Consider the following 17,836-nt stretch of genomic DNA (forward strand, 5'->3'; position numbering starts at 1 on the left):
TCATCCCAGCGCGGCCGCGACCTTCTGGTGGAAGGTGGGGTTCGCGAAGGGGTGGCTGGGGGTGATGCTTCTCTGGACGACCTCGATGATCACCGTGTCGGCGGCCTTGATCGCGGTGATGAGGTCTGACTCGGTGACGTGGCCGGTCCAGAGGAAGTGGCCGTCCGCGAAGAGGGGGCGGAGGTTGCCGAGGGCCGTGTAGGCGAAGGAGTCGCCGATGATCACGGTGCGGCCGGGGATCAGGCCGGTGGCCGGACAGGTCGTCCACTTCTGCTGGCCGTAGTGCACTTCGAGAGGGTCGTACTCCGCGGAGCCGGGTGCCGGTGTGACGGTTCCTCCGGTGGAGAGCTGGACGCCGGGTGGGGTCTCCTTCCCGGTCAGGCCCAGGAGGACGTTGAGGTCGGCGGTCTTCGTGGTGGACTCGGGTTCCATGGTCAGGCGCGCGGCGAGCGACGGGTTCAGCTTGGCCGCCAGGGAGCGCGCGAACACGGCGGATCCAGCGCTCGACCAATGCGAGTCCGTCTTCCAGTACGTCTGCGAGTCCGTCAGGTCCTTGCGGACGCCGAGCCAGGACGGGTGCCGGTACGAGTCGAGGATCTGGTTCTGCGTCTCCAGTCCTTCCGAAGCGCACTCGCCCTTCGGTACGACGGACGGCAGCGCGTCGGTGACCACGGAGGACTTGTTCGGGCCGACGGTGAACACCGCCTTGCGCCCGGACTTCTCGATGATCGCCGCGAGCTTTCCGAGCCGGTCCAGCCCCTCCCGGAAGCCAGGGGTCTGGGTGCACGCCTTGGTGAAGTCCTCGCCGAGGAAGAGGTACCCGTCGGAGCCGCGGATCACCTTGCCGGACGGGGGGACCTGCCGCAGGACGTTGAAGTCGAACCAGGACTTCGCCCGTACGGCGCTGGAACGGGCCGCGAGCCGGTCGGACGCCCACGGGCCGACGGCTTCGAGTGCGGCGAACCCGGCCGCGGCGGAAGGCGTCGGTGCCATCGCGCGGTTGTCGGCGGGCTCCTGACGCCAGCCGACCGCGTACCCGACGGCTGGCCCGAAGACGAAGAGCAGGGCCATCGCAGTACCGGCCACTCGCTTGCGCAGCATCACCACATCCCCTCAGAACTGGAAGTACAGGAACGGACTGAACGTCCCCGCTACCGCGACCACAGCGGCGTACGGCGCGATCACGAGTGCCGCCGCTCGGACAGAGCGACGGGCCCACAGCGGTGACTCCTGCAGCCCGTCGATCACGCGGCCGGTGACCCACGTAGCCGGCAGGAAGGCGGAGGCGATGACCAGGAGGAGCAGGGCCGTGCGGTGTCCGGACAGCAGGAGCGCGACGTCCGGGGAGATTCCCCAGCCCTGCAAGGGATTCACCATCACGTGCAGCATCCGTCCGGCCGCCGGCAACGACTCCGCGCGGAACAGCACCCAGCCGAAAACCACCAGCAGGAAGGTGATCGCGCGCCGCGGCCCTGCCCAGCGGGTGGATCGTCCGAGCCCTGTCGCTCGCTCGATGATCAGCAGCAACCCGTGGTACGCGCCCCACAGCACGAACGTCCATGCGGCACCGTGCCAGAGCCCCGTGGTGAGGAACACGATGCTGAGGTTGCGGTACGTCCGGTACGTGCCGCCGCGGTTGCCGCCGAGCGGGACGTACAGGTAGTCGCGGAACCAGCGGGACAACGACTGGTGCCAGCGTCGCCAGAAGTCGGTCACCGAGACCGCGGAGTACGGCCGGGCGAAGTTCTCCGGCAACCGCAGACCGAGCATGGTGCCGAGCCCGATCGCCATGTCGGAGTAGCCGGAGAAGTCGAAGTAGATCTGGCCCGTGTACGCGAGCGCTCCGATCCACGCGGTCGCGCTGGACGGGTCCGGGACCGCGAACGCGGCGTCGGCGATCGGGGCCAGCGAGTCCGCGATCGCGACCTTCTTGAACAGCCCCCAGGCGAACCGCGGGAAGCCGTCGGCGAAGTCGGCGAGCCGGTGCCGCCGGGCGTCGCGGAGCTGGTCGGCGATCTCGTGGTACCGCACGATCGGCCCGGCCACCAGTTGCGGGAACATCGCGATGTAGGTGACGAAGGTGAGCGGGTTCCGCATCGGCGCCCGGATCCCGCGGTACACGTCCACGACGTACGAGAGGTGGTGGAAGGTGAAGAAGCTGATCCCGATCGGCAGGATCAGGCTGATCACCCGGGTGTCACCGAGGCCGGCCGTACTCGCGATCGAGTGCACAACGGTGGACGCGAATCCGGCGTACTTCCAGACCGCGAGCACGGCCAGGTCCACGACGATGGTTGCCGCAAGCAAGGCCTTTCGGTGGCGCCGGGGCAGTGCGCCGATGGCGAGCCCGGCCGCGTAGTTGACCGCGATCAACGCGAGCAACAGCAGCACGAACTCCTTGCCTCCGACCGCGTAGAAGGCCAGCGAGGACACCGCGACGACTCCGTTGCGGGCACCGTGCGGCAGGATCCAGGTGGCGAGCAGCACAGCGGGCAGGAAGTACCACAGGAACAGCGGTGCGGCGAACGACAACCTGACCTCCTCCCAGGATCGCGGCCGGCAAGACCGTCTATCTGCCTTGAGGCGATCCCGAGGGGAAAGGTTGCCGAAAGAACCTAGTGCCCCGCGTCGGAAGTTGTGTTGCGCTACCGGCGCCCGGGCACGCACCTCGCGGCAGCGGAGGAACAGCTACGATGGAAAAGCATCGAGGCCGCCCCTCCGCCACCGCGAGGCACGCACCCGGACACCGCTATCGCTAACACAACTTCCGACGCGGGGCACTAGTTCGTCGGATGTTCCAGGCGGAGCCCGGCGAGACGGTGGTCGATCGCCTCGGCGTCGGGGTGGTTCAGGTCGGTCAGCAGGGCCAGGGCCGCCTGCCAGGACGTGCCGGCCGCCTCCTGGTTGCCGAGTTCGTGGTGGAGGTCGCCGAGGTTCTGCAGCATCAGTGCCTGGTAGTAGAGGTCGTTCAGCTGGCGGTAGAGCGCGAGCGCCTGGCGGTACGCGCTGATCGACTCGGTGTACGCCGCCATCCCGCGGTACGCGTAGCCGAGGTGGTCCCAGGTCGCCGCCTCACCGAGCTTGTGGTCGACCTCCTGGTACAGCCTCTGCGCCTGCCGGCAGTAGGCGATCGCCTGGTCGAAGTCGCCGAAGGTGGACGCCTGCAACCTGCCCAGCGAGTTCAGCGCGAGCGCCTGTCCGGTCCGGTGTCCCGCGGCCTGGAACAAGTCCGACGCGATCACGTCGTGCTCGTACGACTCCTTCAGCCGCTCCTGCTGCGACAACACGAACGCGAGCATCCGCCGGCACCACGCCTGCGCGACCTGGTTGCCGTGCCGCTCAGCGAGGTCGAGCGCGGTCTCCGCCTCGGTCAGGGCCTCGTCCAGCCGCAGTTGCCGGGCCAGCGCGTGCGCGCGGTACCGATGCGCCATCACCTGACCGGGGACGTCCTCGGCCCGCACACACGCCTGGACGGCCGTCTCCATCACCTCGACCCAGGTGTTCCACAGACCACGGCGTTCCAGGAAGCCGGTGATCGTCCGGGCCAGGTGCGTCGCGTGTCCGTCGAACCCGTTGCGCGCCGCGTGATCCACGAGCACCACGAGATTCGGGTACTCCGCTTCGAACCACTCGAACGCCTCCTGGTACCCACTGAAGCTCTCCGCGGACGGCGTACCGCGCGGCGCGGGTAGTTCGTCGGGGTCACGGTGCGGGCGCAACCACTGGTCACCGGCGTCCGCGGTACGCAGGTAGTGGTCCAGGAGCCGCCAGAGAGCCTCGCGCTCGTTCTCGTGTTCGCGGGCCAGCTCGGTGGCGTAGATGTGGAGGAGATCGTGCGCGGAGTACCGGTCCGGGGAGAGCCGGCTCATCAGGTGCGCGCGTTCGAGCTCGGCGAGTGCGGGGCGGATGCGGTCGGGCGTAGTACCGACGAGGGCGGCCGCGGCCGGTACGGAGAGGTGCGGGCCTGGGTGGACGCCGGACAGCCGGAAGAGCCGGGCGGAGGTCGCGGTGACGAGCTGGTACGACCAGGAGAAGACGGCACGCAGATCTGTGGCCTGATCCTCACCCGTGAACGCGTCGAGCCCTTGCCGCGTACGCCGGAGGTCGGTGGCGACCGCGTCCAAGGACCACGTCGAGTGCGCGGCAGCGTGAGCGGCAACGAGCGACAGGGCGAGGGGGAGACGTGCAGAGAGCGAGACGAGCTCCTCGGCGGCAGCGGGCTCGGCAGCGATCCGCTCTGCACCGACAGCGCCTTCCAGGAGTGAGCGGGCCTGGTCCCAGCTCATCAGGTCGAGCGTGAGGAGGTGCGCGCCCTCACTGGCGAGCAGCCCCGGCAGCGAACTCCTGCTGGTAACCACCACACGGCAGCTGTTCCCACCCGGCAACAACGGCCGGATCTGCGCCGCACTGCGCGCGTTGTCGAGCACGATGAGCAGGCGACGATCCGCCAGCAAGGTCCGGTACAGCGCGGCCTGAGCGGCGGCGCCGGACGGGATCCGGCCAGGCGTGGTCTGGAGCGCGTCCAGGAATCCGCGCACCGCATCCTCCGGGCTGACCGCGTCGCCCGTGGGGTCGAAGCCGCGCAAATTCACGTACAGCTGGCCGTCGGGGAACTCCGCGCTCGCCCGCTCGGCCCACCGCACCGCCAACGCGGTCTTGCCGACTCCTGCGGTCCCTGCGATGACAGCGATGGAGCCGGTGGCGCTGAGCAGTTCCTTGTCGAGCTGTGTGAGCTCCTCGGTCCGTCCGACGAAGCTCCGCCCAACCGTCGGGAGCTGATGCGGTACCACCTCGCGCGCAGCCCGTACCGCGGCCGCCCGCGCGTCCGTCGCCAGGACGGTCTGGTGGAGCCGCCGCAGGGCTGGGCCTGGATCGAGGCCGAGCTCGTCCGCCAACCGCCTGGACGCCTCGCTGTACGTGGCGAGCGCATCCGCCGGGCGGCCCGCACGGATCTGTGCCTGCATCAACAGCGCCCACAGCGACTCGCGGAGCGGGTGCCGCCTGGTCAGCCCGCGCAGCTCGGACGTCACGGCCGCATGGTCGCCCCGCTCGAGCCGGGCCGCCAGCAACAGCTCGGTGGCGTGCAGCCGCTCCTCGGCGAGGACAGGGATCGCGTCTCGGATGAGCGCGCCCGCGGTCAGTCCGGCGAGCGGCTCGCCCTCCCAGAGCTCCAGCGCCTCGGTGAGGAGCCGGACGCGCTCGGCCGGGTCGGTGGTCGACGTGCTGTTCGCGACGAACGCGCGGAACCGCACCAGGTCGACCTCCTCCGGCGCCACGTTGATCACGTAGCCGGCCGGCTCGGTCTGGATGATCGGGCGGCCGAGCAGTGTCCGCAGCCGCGACACGTACGTCTGCAGGGCGGACCGCGGCCGGGCCGGCAGGTCCTCCTCCCACAGCGTGTCCATCAACTGCTGCCCGGCGACGACACGGTTGGGCTGCAGCAGCAGCGCGGCGAGCAGGACCCGGAGCCGGTTCGCGGCCAGCTCGATCCGCCGGCCGGAGTCGTCGAAGACCTCGACCGGACCGAGCAGGCGGAATTCCATCCAGTCATTCTGGCCCAACTCTCCGTGAAAGCGCGGCGAAAGCGTCATGAATGCGCCGGGCGGCATGCTGGGCGCCGCGGGATCGTCGTCGTGCCGGACCGCCGCCCGGGACTGGACCTGAGCCAGACCCGGCCGGACCCGGGCCTGACCATCGGCGACGTCTCCCGCCGCGCCTTTTGGGGGAGGAGCGCTCGCCCGTCAGGGGAGGGGCGAGATCTGGGGGCGGGTGGTGTCGCCGGCGGTCGGCCCCGGCGGCACCACCCGTACCGGCCCTACCGGCCCCCGAGCGTCGGCGGGAGCGTTCGGAAGCCGGGTCCGGCCCACCCTCGACGGCGGCCGTGCCGAGCGGGTACCTTCCGGGTGGACCTGGGGGCCACCCGGAACTGGCGCGGAGTGAGACGGCGGATACGATGCGTGGTGGGCGGACGGGTCGTGTCGGTCCCCGGGTGGCGATGGGTCCGCGCTTAGCCTGAGAACCCCGGGACCCGAGCAGCGGGAGGGCGCCTGCGATGGCGAACAGCATGCTCGGCCGCGACATGGCGGTCGACCTCGGCACGGCCAACACGCTGGTCTACGTGCGCGGCCGCGGGGTCGTGCTCAACGAGCCTTCCGTGGTCGCGATCCGGACCGACGAGCCGCGCGAGGCGGTCGCGTTCGGGCAGGAAGCCAAGAAGATGATCGGCCGCACGCCCGGCAACATCACCGCGATCCGGCCGCTCAAGGACGGCGTGATCGCCGACTTCGACGCCGCCGAGCAGATGCTGCGGTACTTCATCCAGCGGGTGCACCGGCGGCGGTACTTCGCCAAGCCGCGGATCGTGGTCTGCGTGCCGTCCGGGATCACCGCGGTCGAGCAGCGCGCCGTCCGCGACGCCGGGTACATGGCCGGCGCCCGCAAGGTCTACATCATCGAGGAGCCGATGGCCGCCGCGCTCGGCTCCAACCTCGAGGTCCGCGACGCCACCGGCAACATGGTCGTCGACATCGGCGGCGGTACCACCGAGGTCGCGGTGATCTCGTTCGGCGGCATCGTCACCAGCCAGTCGATCCGGGTGGCCGGCGACGCGATCGACAAGGCGGTCGTGAACTACTGCAAGAAGGAGTACTCGCTGCTGCTCGGCGAGGCGACCTCCGAGCAGATCAAGATGACCATCGGTTCGGCCTTCCCGACCTCGGACGGGCCGGACTCCGAGATCCGCGGCCGGGACATGATCTCCGGTCTGCCGCGCACCGTGAAGGTGTCCTCGGCCAGCATCCGGCAGGCGATCGAGGAGCCGATCACCGCGATCGTCGACGCGGTCAAGGCGACCCTCGACAAGACCCCGCCCGAGCTGGCCGGCGACATCGTCGACCGGGGCATCGTGCTGACCGGCGGCGGCGCCCTGCTGAAGGGGATGGACGAACGCCTGCGGCACGAGACCGGGATCCCGATCCACGTCGCCGAGAACCCGCTGGACGCGGTCGTGCTGGGGGCGGGCAAGTGCGTCGACAACATCGAGACGCTGAACCGCATCCTCGTCACCGACCGGCGCTGAGCCGCACGGGGACCGACCATGCTCAAAGACCTCGGTACTCCGGCCCGGGGACTGGTCCGCTCGGCCGGGCTGCCGCGGGAGATCCGCCGCCGCCGGACCGTGCTGGTGCTCGTCATCCTGGCCTGCCTGACCCTGATCGTGCTGGACGCGCGCCGCTCGGCCGGGTCCCCGGTGGACCCGTTGCGGCACGCGGCCGCCGCCGTCTTCGGCCCGCTGGAGTCGGGCGCGACCTCGGCGAAGATCCCTGTGGACAACCTCCGCGACCGGTTCGCCGAAACGGATAGGTTGAAAGCAGAGAACGAGAAACTCCAAGCGGACAACGAGAAACTGACCAACGAGCTGCGAACCAGCGACTACGCCCGCAACCGCGCCGCCGAACTGGACCGCCTGCTGAAGGTGGCTCCCACGTACACGGTGACGCCGGCCCGGGTGATCGGGATCGGGAGTGCCCAGAGCTTCAACCACACAGTGACCATCGATGCCGGAACGGCGGACGGGGTGCGGCCGGACATGACGGTACTCAACGGCGACGGGCTGGTCGGCCGGGTGGTGCGGACCACCGAGGACACCGCGACGGTGTTGCTGATCGGTGACCGCAACTCCACGGTCGGCGGCCGGCTCAACGCGACGCTCGCGCTCGGGTTCGTCTCCGGCCGGGGCGAGAGCGGCGGCACGCTCGACTACAAGCTGGTCGACCTGAAGGCGCGGCCGAAGGTGAGCGACCGGATCGTCACCTGGGGATCGAAGGGCAACGCGCCCTACGTTCCCGGGGTCCCGATCGGCACCGTCACCTCCGTCACGCCGAACCAGGGCGCCCTCGGTTCCACCGCCACGGTGAAGCCGTTCGTCGACCCCACCCGGATCGACACGGTCGGTGTGGTCACCGGTCCGCCGGCCCGGGCGCCGCGGACGCCGGTGAAGGGCGGCTGACGTGATCCCGCTCCGGATCGGCCTGGCCGCGGTGTTCCTGGTGGTCGCGGTGACACTGCAGACCTCGGTCCTGCCGGGGATCGCGGTGGCGGGGGTCACCTGCGACCTGGTGCTGATCGTGGTCCTCGCGCTGGCGCTGTCCCGCGGTCCAGAGTGGGGTGCGATCACCGGTTTCGCCGGGGGGCTGATGCTCGACGTGGTGCCGCCGGCCGACCACACCGCCGGCCGGTGGGCGCTCGCGCTCGCCATCGCGGGATACGTGGCCGGCCTGATCCGGCGGGAGACCTCGGCCGGACCGGTCGGGCCGCTCGGGGTCGCGCTGACCGTCGTGCTCGGGACGGCCCTGTCGTTGCTGGTGTACTCCGCGACCGGGTCGCTGCTGCACGATCCGTCGGTCGACTGGGGCGAGTTCGGGGTCCGCCTCGGCCTCGCCGCCGGGTACGACGTGGTCGGGGCGATCGTGGTGATCCCGCTGGTGATGTGGGTGATGCGCCGGGTGGTGCCGGCCCGGGAGCGGCAGCGGGTGCTGCCGTGAGCTGGGACAGTTTCGAGCTCGCTCCGTTGAAGGCGCGGCTGCGGCTGTTCGTCATCGGGGTGCTGGTGTTCTCGCTGTTCTGCACCCTGTTCGGCCGGCTCTGGTACCTGCAGGTCATCGTCGGCGACAGCTACGCGAACGCCGCCGACAACAACCGCACCCGCGAGGTGCTCACCCCGGCGCCCCGCGGCACGATCGTGGACGCCGCCGGCCGGACGTTGGTGGGCAACCGCGTCTCCCTGGTGATCACGGTGGACCGGTCCGTCCTGGCCAAGCTCACCGCCGACCAGCAGAAGAGCGTGCTCACCCGGCTCGCGAAGGTGCTCGGCCAGAAGCCGGCCGACCTGACCGCGCGGACCATGCTCTGCGGTGAGCCCGGCGCCTCCAAACCACCCGCCTGCTGGAACGGTTCGCCGTACCAGCCGATCCCGGTCGCCAAGGACGTCAGCGAGCAGGTCGCGATCGAGGTGATGGAGCGCCGCGAGGACTTCCCTGGCGTCGCCGCCGAGTCCACCGCGCTCCGGGCGTACCCGGCGCCGTACGGGGTGAACGCCGCGCACCTCCTCGGGTACCTCTCACCGATCACCACCGGCGAGCTGGACAAGATGGAAGCGTCCGGGCAGGACCCGGTGGTCCACCGGTCCGACCTGGTCGGCCGGGCCGGCGTCGAGCGGACGTACGACGCACTGCTCCGCGGCACGCCGGGCAGCAAGACGGTCAGCGTGGACGCCGTCGGGTACACGACCGGCACGGTCAAGCAGTCCGCGCCCGTGCCCGGGTCGACGTTGGTGACCAGCATCGACTCGCGGATCCAGGCCTCGGTGGAGAAGGAGCTCCGCGGCGCGATCATGACCGCGCGCAAGCAGTACGACAAGATCACCAGGCGGAACTACGTCGCCGACTCCGGTGCCGCCGTGGTGATGGACACCAAGACCGGCCAGGTCGTGGCGATGGCGAGCTACCCGTCGTACGACCCGGGCGTGTGGGTGGGCGGGATCTCCCAGCGCGAGCTGGACGCGCTGTACTCGCCGAGTTCGGGTACCCCGCTGCTGTCGCGGGCGCTGCAGGGTCAGCTGGCGCCCGGTTCGACGTTCAAGCCGATCACGACCGCGGCCGCGATGGGCGCCGGGTACAGCACGAAGACCCGGCTGGACTGCTCGTCGTTCTTCGAGGTCGGCAACCGCCGCTTCAAGAACTACGAGTCCGCCTCGTACGGGATGATCGGGTTCGACCAGGCGCTGGCGCTGTCCTGCGACACCTTCTTCTACCGGATCGCCTACGCCCTCTGGCTCAAGGAAGGCGGGAACTCCAGCGACGTCAACGCGGTGGACCCGCTGGTCGAGATGGCGAAGAAGTTCGGCCTCGGCAAGCCGACCGGGGTCGACCTGCCCGGCGAGGCGTCCGGCCGGATCGCGGACCGGAAGTGGAAGAAGGCGTACTACGACGCGCAGAAGGACTACTACTGCAAGCTGGCCGACAACCCGCCGGCCGGGACGTCGTCGTTCCTGAAGCAGTTCTCCCGCGAGTTCTGCATCGACGGCTTCCGGTACCGGGCCGGCGACGCGGTGAACTTCGCCATCGGCCAGGGCGACACCACGCTGACTCCGTTGCAGCTGGCCACGGTCTACTCCGCCCTGTCGAACGGCGGCACCCTCTGGGAACCGCACGTCGCGCAGAAGGTGATCGGCCCGGGCGGCAAAGCGAAGCCGGTGCCGGCCAAGGTCGCGTCCCGGCTGCCGGTCCCGTCGTCCACGCTGCGCTACATCGACAAGGCGCTGCGGGAGACGGTCCGAAGCGGGACGGCGGCCTGGAAGTTCACCGGGTTCCCGCTCGACCAGGTGCCGATCCGCGCGAAGACCGGTACGGCCGAGGTCTACGGCAAGCAGACCACGTCGTGGCTCGCCTCCTACACCGACCGGTACGCGGTGGTCATGATGATCGCCCAGGCCGGTACGGGTTCCGGCGCCTCGGGGACGGCGGTCCGGCACATCTACGAGACCCTCTACAACATCAAGCCGGCCCCTCCGGCGAAGAAGCCGGGCTCATGACCGGGGCGAAAGCGGGGGAGGTGGCGAGATGGTGAGTCTGCTGACCCCGGTCCGCCCGTCCCGACCGACGCGGCCCAGGGTAGACCGGCGCTCCGCGCTCTGGCAGGCCGACTGGGTCCTCGTGGTCGGGGTGCTCGCGCTGTCGTCGATCGGTGCGCTGCTGATCTGGTCCGCCACGTACCAGCGCACCTCGCTGACCGGCGGCAACCAGTACACGTACCTGCTCCGGCACGCCCTCAACTTCGCGATCGGCTCGGTCCTCGCGGTCGGCGCCGCGCTCACCGACCATCGCCGGGTCCGGATCCTCGCCCCGCTGCTGTACGGGTTGTCGCTGATCGGGCTGATCCTGGTCCTCGTCCCCGGCGTCGGTGCCGTGGTCAACGGATCGCGGTCGTGGATCCACCTGCCGTGGATGTCGATCCAGCCCAGTGAGTTCGCCAAGCTCGCGGTGATCGTCGGGATGGCGCTGCTGATCGCGGAGAAGGGCGAGACCAACCACCGGGAGAACGCCCGCACGATCGACGTCGCGCAGGCGATCGCGGTCGCGGCGATCCCGGTGTTTCTGGTGATGCTGCAGCCCGACCTCGGGACCGTGATGGTGCTCGGCTCGATCGTGTTCGGCATCATCGCGGTCTCCGGCGTGCCGAAGCGGTGGATGCTCGGCCTGGTCACGGCCGCCACGGTGGTGGCCGCGGCCGCGATCCACTTCGACGTGCTGAAGGACTACCAGATCGCCCGCTTCACCGCGTTCGCCGATCCGTCCCAGGATCCGCAGGGCATCGGCTACAACGTGAACCAGGCCCGCATCGCGATCGGCAACGGCGGCGTCTTCGGCCAGGGCCTGTTCCACGGTTCGCAGACCCAGAACGCCTTCGTCCCCGAGCAGCACACCGACTTCGTCTTCACCGTCGCCGGCGAGGAACTCGGCCTGATCGGCGCGGGCGCGATCATCGTCCTCTTCGCCCTCGTACTCTGGCGCGGCCTGAGGATCGCGGTCAACGCCCGGGACGCCTTCCACCGCCTGGTCGCCACCGGCATCGTCTGCTGGTTCGCCTTCCAGGCCTTCGAGAACATCGGCATGACCCTCGGCATCATGCCGGTCACCGGCCTCCCCCTCCCCTTCGTCTCCTACGGCGGCTCCTCCCTCTTCGCCGGCCTCCTCGCCATCGGCCTGCTCCAGAACATCCACCTCAGAACCCACCAGGTCTGACGACTCACCTGGGCGGCGCCGGTTGCGTGCATCCGGACAGGAGGTAGTCGGCGTCCTGCGCTGTTTCGCGTGGTCGGCCTCGACTGACCACTGGCCGGGGATGGCTCTACCTCCTGTCCAAGTGCACGCACCTCACCAGCAGGACCACCTCAGATCAGTGGCCTGATCTCGCCTACTGGGGTTCCGCCGCCGAGGATCGGGGTGGCTTTCAGGTGGGTGGCTGGGGTTGTGTCCAGGCCGCATTTCTCCAGCAGGCTCAGGGCGAGCAGGGTTGTTGCCCGGGGGTTGCCGTCGATGACTTTGACGGCGACCGCGTACCCATCCTCGGTTGCCATCGCGATGACGCCTTCGGCTCCTCCTTTGGCTATGACGCCGGGGAGGCTGCGCATGACTTCGGTGTTCACGTGGCCGTGGCCGCCGACCAGTTCGGGGTACCTGCGCATCGCGTCGGCCACGCGGCGGTCCGCCGTGTCTGGTTCGGCTTGGGCCAGCTGGCTGAAGGCTCTGGCCAGGCCGATCAGCGGGCTGTCGAAGAGGGGTGCGCCGCAGCCGTCGACGGTGACGATGCTGGTGGGGGCTCCGGTCAGGCGGTCGATCTCGGCTCGGATCGTGCGTTGGACCGGGGCTTCGGGGGAGAGGTACGTGGCTGGGTCCGCGGTGGCTTTGAGCATGGCGGCGTGTTTGCCCGAGCAGTTCATCCGGATCGGGGCCGGTTTGATGCCTTGGGCAATCAAGCGGTGGCGGGTCTCCTCGTCCTCCGGCTGATCGGGTGGGCAGCCGAGAGCGTCGTGGTCGAGGCCGGCGGACTTGAGCATCCGGTCGACCAACGCGACGTGGCGGTCTTCGCCGGTGTGGCTGCCGGCGGCGATGGCGGTTTCCTCGGCGTCGAGTTCGGCGCCCGCGATCAGGCAGCCGACCGCCTGCAGGGGCTTGGCTGTCGACCGCGGGAGGATCACCGCGTCGACGTCCCCGGTGGCGAACACCACGCGTCCGTCCGGATCCAGCGCGACCGCCATGCCGAAGTGACGGCTCTCCACGAATCCGCCGCGGATCACGTCGGCCACCGGACTCACCCCCGCGAGCCCCGGCACACCCGGACCACCGGCCACATCCGGCGTACCTGCCGCACCTGTTGTCACCGTCGGTCCCTCCGATCGCCGATCAGCCGCCGCAGGCTATCAACCGGCGGCCGAGTCAGGTCGCGGCCAGGTCAGATCAGGCTCAGGTCAGGTCGGGTCAGGCCAGGATCAGGTCGAGGACGGCGACGAGGCCCAGGCCGACGACGGAGACCAGCCAGAGGCTGCGGGTCAGGCGCGCCACGGCGGCGATGATGACGATCGCGGCCGCCACCTCGACGGCGTCACCGCTGCTGGTGTGACGGAAGAAGCCGAGGATCTCGACGGCGATCATCGACGCGAGGACCGCCGGCGCCAGGTGTTCCAGCGCCGACCGCAGTGTCTGGGGGAGTCGCTCGGCCGGCAGCAGCGTGACGAAGGCGATCCGGAACACCCAGCAGACGCCGGCCAGCAGAACCATCGAGACCACAGCGGGGATCATGACCGCGCCGTCCGTCCTGGAGTGACGCGACGGCGGGTGGTGAGGCTCGCGGTCGCTGTGCCGGCCAGGGCGCCGGCGAGGATGCCGAGTTCGGGGCGGATGGTTCCCACGGCTGCTGCTGTCAGGGCGGCGGTGGCTGCTGCGGTGACGGCAGGACGGGTGGTCAGGCGGGGGATCAGCATGCCGAGGAAGAGGGCCGTGCTGGTGAGGCGGAGGTGCGGCATCGGCGGCAGGAGTGGTCCGATCGCGAGGCCGAGGGTGATCGCGCCGGTCCACGTCACGAGGATCGCAGTGCCGACCGCGCCCCAGTACTGGCGGAAAGCGCGGTGGGTCAGGCCGGGACGGGCGTCGGCCAGCAGGTAGGTCTGGTCGATCAGGAAGTGCGGTGCCAGCCAGGTGAACCAGGTCGGTTGTGCATGGAAGCGCCCGGACATCGCCGCGCTGTACAGGAGGAAGCGGCTGTTCACGACCGCCGCGGACGCGACGACAGCCAGTACTGCGGTGCCTTGGTGGAGCAGGGTCACCGCGGTGAGCTGTGCGCTGCCGCTGTAGACCGCGACCGCGCCGAGCAGGCCGGGGAACGCGCCGAAGCCGAGGACCGAGATCGTCACGCCCAGCGTCATGCCGAACGCGGCGATCCCGACGGCGACCGACGCGGCGTCCCGTACCCCCTGCATCCGCGGCGCCGCGGACAAGCCCGCGCCCGCCTCCACCCGCACCGGCTGCGCCTGCCCCGCCCGCGCCGACTCGGCCCGCGCCGGCGCAGCGGACGCGGAGGACGCAGAGGACGCGGTTTCGATGCAGCTCGACGTGGTGCTCATGGAGCCAACAGTCGCCCCCGGAAGCCGAAGATGCCTGGTGGTGGTGTGGAGACCAGTTGGAGATGAACCAACCACGAGTTCTCCATTCGAACTCCAGGTCGTCTCCAAGCGCGCAACGCCCCTCAGCGGGACGGTCGAATCACCACCGGCCACCGCGAACGACGAGGAGCGGACCATGACCATCACGAAGCGCAGCGAGCACGAGGTCGTCGTTGTCGGTGCGCGCTGTGCCGGCGCGGCGACGGCGATGTTGCTCGGGCGGATGGGACATGACGTGGTCGTGGTCGACAAGGCGCGACTGCCCAGTGACACGCTGTCGACCCACGGCCTGGTCCGCGGCGGCGTGGTGCAGCTCGATCGCTGGGGACTGCTGGACGAGGTACTGGCCGCCGGTGCTCCCGCGATCGAGAAGGTCAGGTTCGACGCGGCCGGTCAGTCCATCACGCGGCGGATCAAGGAACGAGCCGGCGTGGACATCCTCATCGCGCCCCGCCGTTACGTACTCGACGAACTCCTGTACGACGCAGCGGACCGAGCAGGTGCCGACCTGCGCAACCAGGTGACCGCAACAGGCCTCACCCGCTCCACAGACGGACGAGTAACCGGCCTCACCGCTCACACCGCATCCGGTGATGAGCTGGAGCTCTCCGCTCGCTACGTGATCGGGGCGGACGGCCGGAGCTCGCGGATGGCGCAGTACTTCGGTGCGCCGATGACGGAGAGCTTCACCCCGCTGTCCACGGTCTTCTACACCTACGTGGAGGCGGACGGCTGGGACGCGTTCGAGTTCCACGTGACGCACGGTGCGTTCGTGGGCGTGTTCCCGACGAACGACGGCCAGGCGTGTGTGTGGATGTGCTCGCCCAGCACCTCACCGACGGACCTGCGTACGGCGGGGTCGCGGCGCACGGCCGCGTTCGTGGAGGCGATCGACCGGCTGGCTCCCGAGCTCGCCCGCCGAGTCCGGGCCGGCCGCATCGTCGCCCCGATCCGGGGTGTGGCGAACATGCCGAACTACCTCCGGATGCCGTACGGACCGGGGTGGGCACTCGTCGGCGACGCCGGGTACCACCGGGACCCGATCACCGGGCACGGCATCACCGACGCGTTCCGCGATGCCGAGTTGCTCGCGACCGCCCTGGACCGCGCACTGCGGAACCCGGCCGCCGAACCCGACGCGCTGGCGACGTACCACCGGACCCGGGACGACCAGGCGCGCGAGGTGTTCGACCTGACCCGGGCGCTGACCGCGTTCCCGCCGGTCGAGGAGTTCGTCGCGCTGCAGATCCGGTTGAGCGAGGCCCTGGAACGGGAGGCCGACTTCCTCGCCGGGCTCCCGCTGGTACCGGGTGTCGCCGCCGCGGCCTGACCCATCACCGAACCACCAGGAAGGACCAGAGCCATGTCGATCGAAGAAATGACGAGCGGCCACAACGGCGTCGACGTCGCGACCCTGTTCGCCACGCTGGACGCGGTCAAGGAGCAGCCGCAACTCGCCCGGTTCCAGTTCCGGGCCAGCAACCGGTGGATCAGCGGGACCAACAACCGCGGCACCGTGAACGGGTACTACGGCGCCGGTCAGGAGCACAGCCGGGACGCGGACTTCAGCTTCGACGCGGACCACCCGCCGGTCCTGGTCGGGCTGGACCGTGGCCCGACCCCCGCCGAGCACCTGCTGATCGCGCTCGCCGCCTGCCTCACCAGCGGGCTGGCCAACATCGCTGCCGCCCGTGGGATCCAGCTCGAGGAGGTCACCTCGACGGTCGAGGGCGACATCAACCTGCTCGGCATCCTCGGTCTCGACGACGAGGTCCGCAACGGGTACGAGGCGATCCGGGTGGTGTTCCACGTCAAGGGCGACGCCGAGGCGGAGAAGCTGGCCGCGCTGGTCGAGCAGTCCCGCCGCCGGTCCGCGGTCTTCGACGTGATCACCCACGGCGTCCCGGTCACCGTCGACGTCGCCACCGCCTGAACCCCGACGCCTTGGGCAACCACCAACCACGGTTGCCCAAGGCAATCATCAGGAAGCGCCAACAGCTCGGTAAGCCGCCGGCGACCCGTTCCCGCCGTACTCCGGCGCGACCTCCAGCACCACCCCGGACCCGGCCAGCAGATCCCGCACGGCGGACGAAACCCACACCGCTCCCGGCGGCGCCTGGTCCGCCAGGTCCGACGCGAGTCTGACCCCGGTCTCGGCCACCTGGTCACCGTGCCGCGGCACCTCCCCGATCGCGACCCCGAGCCGCACCGCACCACTCAACTGCGCGAGCCCAGCCCGTACCGCGGTGGCCGGACCGTCGAACAGCACGACCGACCGCCCACCGGGATCCGTCCGCAACCGCCCGCCCGCACTCGCGAGCCCGTCGGCCAGGCCGGCGGCACCAGGCCCAGCCGGTACGGCGATGGCGGCGAGCGACAACTCGGGATCGCCCCGGCCGGCGAGATCGGCGAGGAACGGCTCGATCGCGTCGAGGATCTGATCGGGGTTCCCGGAGACGAAGTGGTCGTCGCCGGGCAGCAGGACGAGTTCGGCGCCCTGGATCCGCTCGGCCAGGTACGCCGCCTCCTCGGTCCGGGTCAGCGCGTCGCCGTCCCGGTGCACCACCAACGTCGGGACGCGGACCGCCGACAACGCGTCGCGAACGTCGACCAGCGAGTTCATGTCGAGCAACGCGCGCACCGTCGTCGGTGTCGCGGCGGCCCGCATCCGTTGCGCCCACCAGCGCTGCATCGGCGGATCGGCCGACGGGCACCGCATCCGCAGGTCGGCCTCCCAGTCCCACTCGGTCACCAGCTTGTCGGTGTACGTGGACCGCTCCTCCGGGGTCTGCGCCCACGGGTAGTCCTCGGCCCAGGTCCGTTTCGCGTAGCACCCGTAGAGCACCAGCGCGCTGACCCGTTCGGGATGCGCGGCCGCGAACAGGATCGACATCGGCCCACCCTCGGAGTAGCCGACGAGGACCGCCTGCCGCGATCCGGCCGCGTCCATCACGGCGAGCACGTCGTGCATCCGCGTCTCCAGGTCGGGCAGCCCGATCGGCCGGTCGGACATCCCGGTCCCCCGCTTGTCGAACCGGATCAGCCGCCCGAACGATCCGAGCCGGTCGAGGAAGTGCGCGTGCCGCGGATCGGCCCAGTCGAGCTCCAGGTGCGAGACGAACCCGGACACCAGGACGAGGTCGAGGTCACCGCCACCGGTCACCTGGTACGCGATGTGCAGACCGTCGCTCACCGTGTACCGGATCGGCGACCGCAACGACGGAGCCGGCGAACTTTCCAGCGCACCGGGCGCCGCCACGAACCGGTAGCCCCGCCCGTGCACGGTCCGGATGATCCGCTGGCTGTGCCCGTCGTCGCCGATCGCCCGGCGGATCTGCTTGATCCGGGTGCTGACCGCGGTCTCGCTGACGAACCGGCCGCCCCAGACGGCGTCCATCAGCTCCTCCTTCGCGACCACCCGGTCACGGTGCGCGACCAGGTACGCGAGCACGTCGAACGCCTGCGGCTCCAGCGGCACAGAGGTCCCATCGCGCCGGACCTCGTACAGATCCGCGTCGAACTCGAGACCGCCGTCGAACTGGAGTACCACAGCTCGACTATCGCACCCGGGCACGCCTGGACACACGGGTCCGGGACAGGCACCGATCGGGTTCGTAG

General features: G+C 70.2%; 14 protein-coding genes. 7 read left to right on the forward strand and 7 right to left on the reverse strand.

All coding sequences use genetic code 11. The annotated features are described in order from the left end of the window. The 3 genes from FB561_RS19390 to FB561_RS19400 all read right to left on the reverse strand — a co-directional run bounded on the left by FB561_RS19390 (position 1) and on the right by FB561_RS19400 (position 5,543). Complete coding sequence (locus FB561_RS19390) at positions 1–1,101, reverse strand: alginate O-acetyltransferase AlgX-related protein (RefSeq protein WP_145808605.1); 1,101 nt, start codon at positions 1,099–1,101, stop codon at positions 1–3. Positions 1,102–1,113: 12 nt separating this feature from the next. Continuing rightward, positions 1,114–2,532 (reverse strand): MBOAT family O-acyltransferase, encoded by a 1,419-nt coding sequence (locus FB561_RS19395; protein WP_145808606.1) that lies wholly within the window; start codon positions 2,530–2,532, stop codon positions 1,114–1,116. Between the two features lie 248 nt (positions 2,533–2,780). Further along, positions 2,781–5,543, reverse strand: coding sequence for an AfsR/SARP family transcriptional regulator (locus FB561_RS19400; protein ID WP_170284714.1), 2,763 nt, complete (start codon positions 5,541–5,543; stop codon positions 2,781–2,783). Between the two features lie 509 nt (positions 5,544–6,052). Here FB561_RS19400 and FB561_RS19405 point away from each other — a divergent pair. The 5 genes from FB561_RS19405 to rodA are packed head-to-tail and all read left to right on the forward strand — an operon-like array spanning position 6,053 to position 11,801. Beyond that, on the forward strand, positions 6,053–7,078 hold the full coding sequence (locus FB561_RS19405) for a rod shape-determining protein (RefSeq protein WP_145808610.1): 1,026 nt from the start codon (positions 6,053–6,055) through the stop codon (positions 7,076–7,078). A gap of 18 nt (positions 7,079–7,096) precedes the next feature. Further along, positions 7,097–8,008: a rod shape-determining protein MreC gene (mreC, locus tag FB561_RS19410; RefSeq protein WP_145808611.1), complete on the forward strand. Its 912-nt coding sequence runs from the start codon at positions 7,097–7,099 to the stop codon at positions 8,006–8,008. Between the two features lies 1 nt (position 8,009). Next, the gene (mreD, locus tag FB561_RS19415) at positions 8,010–8,543 is read left to right on the forward strand and encodes a rod shape-determining protein MreD (protein ID WP_145808613.1); all 534 of its coding nucleotides are present in this window, start codon (positions 8,010–8,012) and stop codon (positions 8,541–8,543) included. After that, a complete protein-coding gene (mrdA, locus tag FB561_RS19420) occupies positions 8,540–10,591 on the forward strand; it encodes a penicillin-binding protein 2 (protein WP_145808615.1) in 2,052 nt (683 codons plus the stop codon). Before mreD ends, mrdA begins: the two co-directional genes overlap by 4 nt. A 28-nt stretch (positions 10,592–10,619) precedes the next feature. Continuing rightward, a complete protein-coding gene (rodA, locus tag FB561_RS19425) occupies positions 10,620–11,801 on the forward strand; it encodes a rod shape-determining protein RodA (RefSeq protein WP_238334910.1) in 1,182 nt (393 codons plus the stop codon). A gap of 149 nt (positions 11,802–11,950) precedes the next feature. On the opposite strand, the gene FB561_RS19430 is transcribed toward rodA, so the two are convergent. The 3 genes from FB561_RS19430 to FB561_RS19440 form a co-directional block, all read right to left on the reverse strand. Next, positions 11,951–12,865, reverse strand: coding sequence for an asparaginase (locus tag FB561_RS19430; protein ID WP_238334911.1), 915 nt, complete (start codon positions 12,863–12,865; stop codon positions 11,951–11,953). A 172-nt stretch (positions 12,866–13,037) separates the two neighbouring features. After that, positions 13,038–13,358, reverse strand: a complete 321-nt coding sequence (locus FB561_RS19435; RefSeq protein ID WP_145808617.1) for an AzlD domain-containing protein — start codon at positions 13,356–13,358, stop codon at positions 13,038–13,040. After that, positions 13,355–14,179, reverse strand: a complete 825-nt coding sequence (locus FB561_RS19440) for an AzlC family ABC transporter permease (RefSeq protein ID WP_170284715.1) — start codon at positions 14,177–14,179, stop codon at positions 13,355–13,357. The genes FB561_RS19435 and FB561_RS19440 overlap by 4 nt, the downstream gene beginning before the upstream one ends. A 175-nt stretch (positions 14,180–14,354) precedes the next feature. On the opposite strand from FB561_RS19440, the gene FB561_RS19445 reads away from it, so the two are divergent. Together FB561_RS19445 and FB561_RS19450 are read left to right on the forward strand one after the other, a co-directional pair. Then, complete coding sequence (locus tag FB561_RS19445) at positions 14,355–15,548, forward strand: NAD(P)/FAD-dependent oxidoreductase (protein ID WP_170284716.1); 1,194 nt, start codon at positions 14,355–14,357, stop codon at positions 15,546–15,548. Between the two features lie 33 nt (positions 15,549–15,581). Continuing rightward, the gene (locus FB561_RS19450) at positions 15,582–16,151 is read left to right on the forward strand and encodes an OsmC family protein (RefSeq protein ID WP_145808620.1); all 570 of its coding nucleotides are present in this window, start codon (positions 15,582–15,584) and stop codon (positions 16,149–16,151) included. Between the two features lie 48 nt (positions 16,152–16,199). On the opposite strand, the gene FB561_RS37940 is transcribed toward FB561_RS19450, so the two are convergent. Beyond that, the gene (locus FB561_RS37940; RefSeq protein ID WP_170284717.1) at positions 16,200–17,768 is read right to left on the reverse strand and encodes an alpha/beta hydrolase; all 1,569 of its coding nucleotides are present in this window, start codon (positions 17,766–17,768) and stop codon (positions 16,200–16,202) included. Between the last annotated feature and the right edge of the window lie 68 nt (positions 17,769–17,836).

This window comes from Kribbella amoyensis (assembly GCF_007828865.1).
Lineage (GTDB): Bacteria > Actinomycetota > Actinomycetes > Propionibacteriales > Kribbellaceae > Kribbella > Kribbella amoyensis.

What these genes read in the sequence shown, in the direction of transcription:
- FB561_RS19390 (WP_145808605.1), bottom strand. Translation starts at nt 1,101, where the DNA reads ATGCTGCGCAAGCGAGTGGCCGGTACTGCGATGGCCCTGCTCTTCGTC.
- FB561_RS19400 (WP_170284714.1), bottom strand. Translation starts at nt 5,543, where the DNA reads ATGGAATTCCGCCTGCTCGGTCCGGTCGAGGTCTTCGACGACTCCGGC.
- FB561_RS19405 (WP_145808610.1), top strand. Translation starts at nt 6,053, where the DNA reads ATGGCGAACAGCATGCTCGGCCGCGACATGGCGGTCGACCTCGGCACG.
- mreC (WP_145808611.1), top strand. Translation starts at nt 7,097, where the DNA reads ATGCTCAAAGACCTCGGTACTCCGGCCCGGGGACTGGTCCGCTCGGCC.
- rodA (WP_238334910.1), top strand. Translation starts at nt 10,620, where the DNA reads ATGGTGAGTCTGCTGACCCCGGTCCGCCCGTCCCGACCGACGCGGCCC.
- FB561_RS19435 (WP_145808617.1), bottom strand. Translation starts at nt 13,358, where the DNA reads ATGATCCCCGCTGTGGTCTCGATGGTTCTGCTGGCCGGCGTCTGCTGG.
- FB561_RS19440 (WP_170284715.1), bottom strand. Translation starts at nt 14,179, where the DNA reads ATGAGCACCACGTCGAGCTGCATCGAAACCGCGTCCTCTGCGTCCTCC.
- FB561_RS19445 (WP_170284716.1), top strand. Translation starts at nt 14,355, where the DNA reads ATGACCATCACGAAGCGCAGCGAGCACGAGGTCGTCGTTGTCGGTGCG.
- FB561_RS19450 (WP_145808620.1), top strand. Translation starts at nt 15,582, where the DNA reads ATGTCGATCGAAGAAATGACGAGCGGCCACAACGGCGTCGACGTCGCG.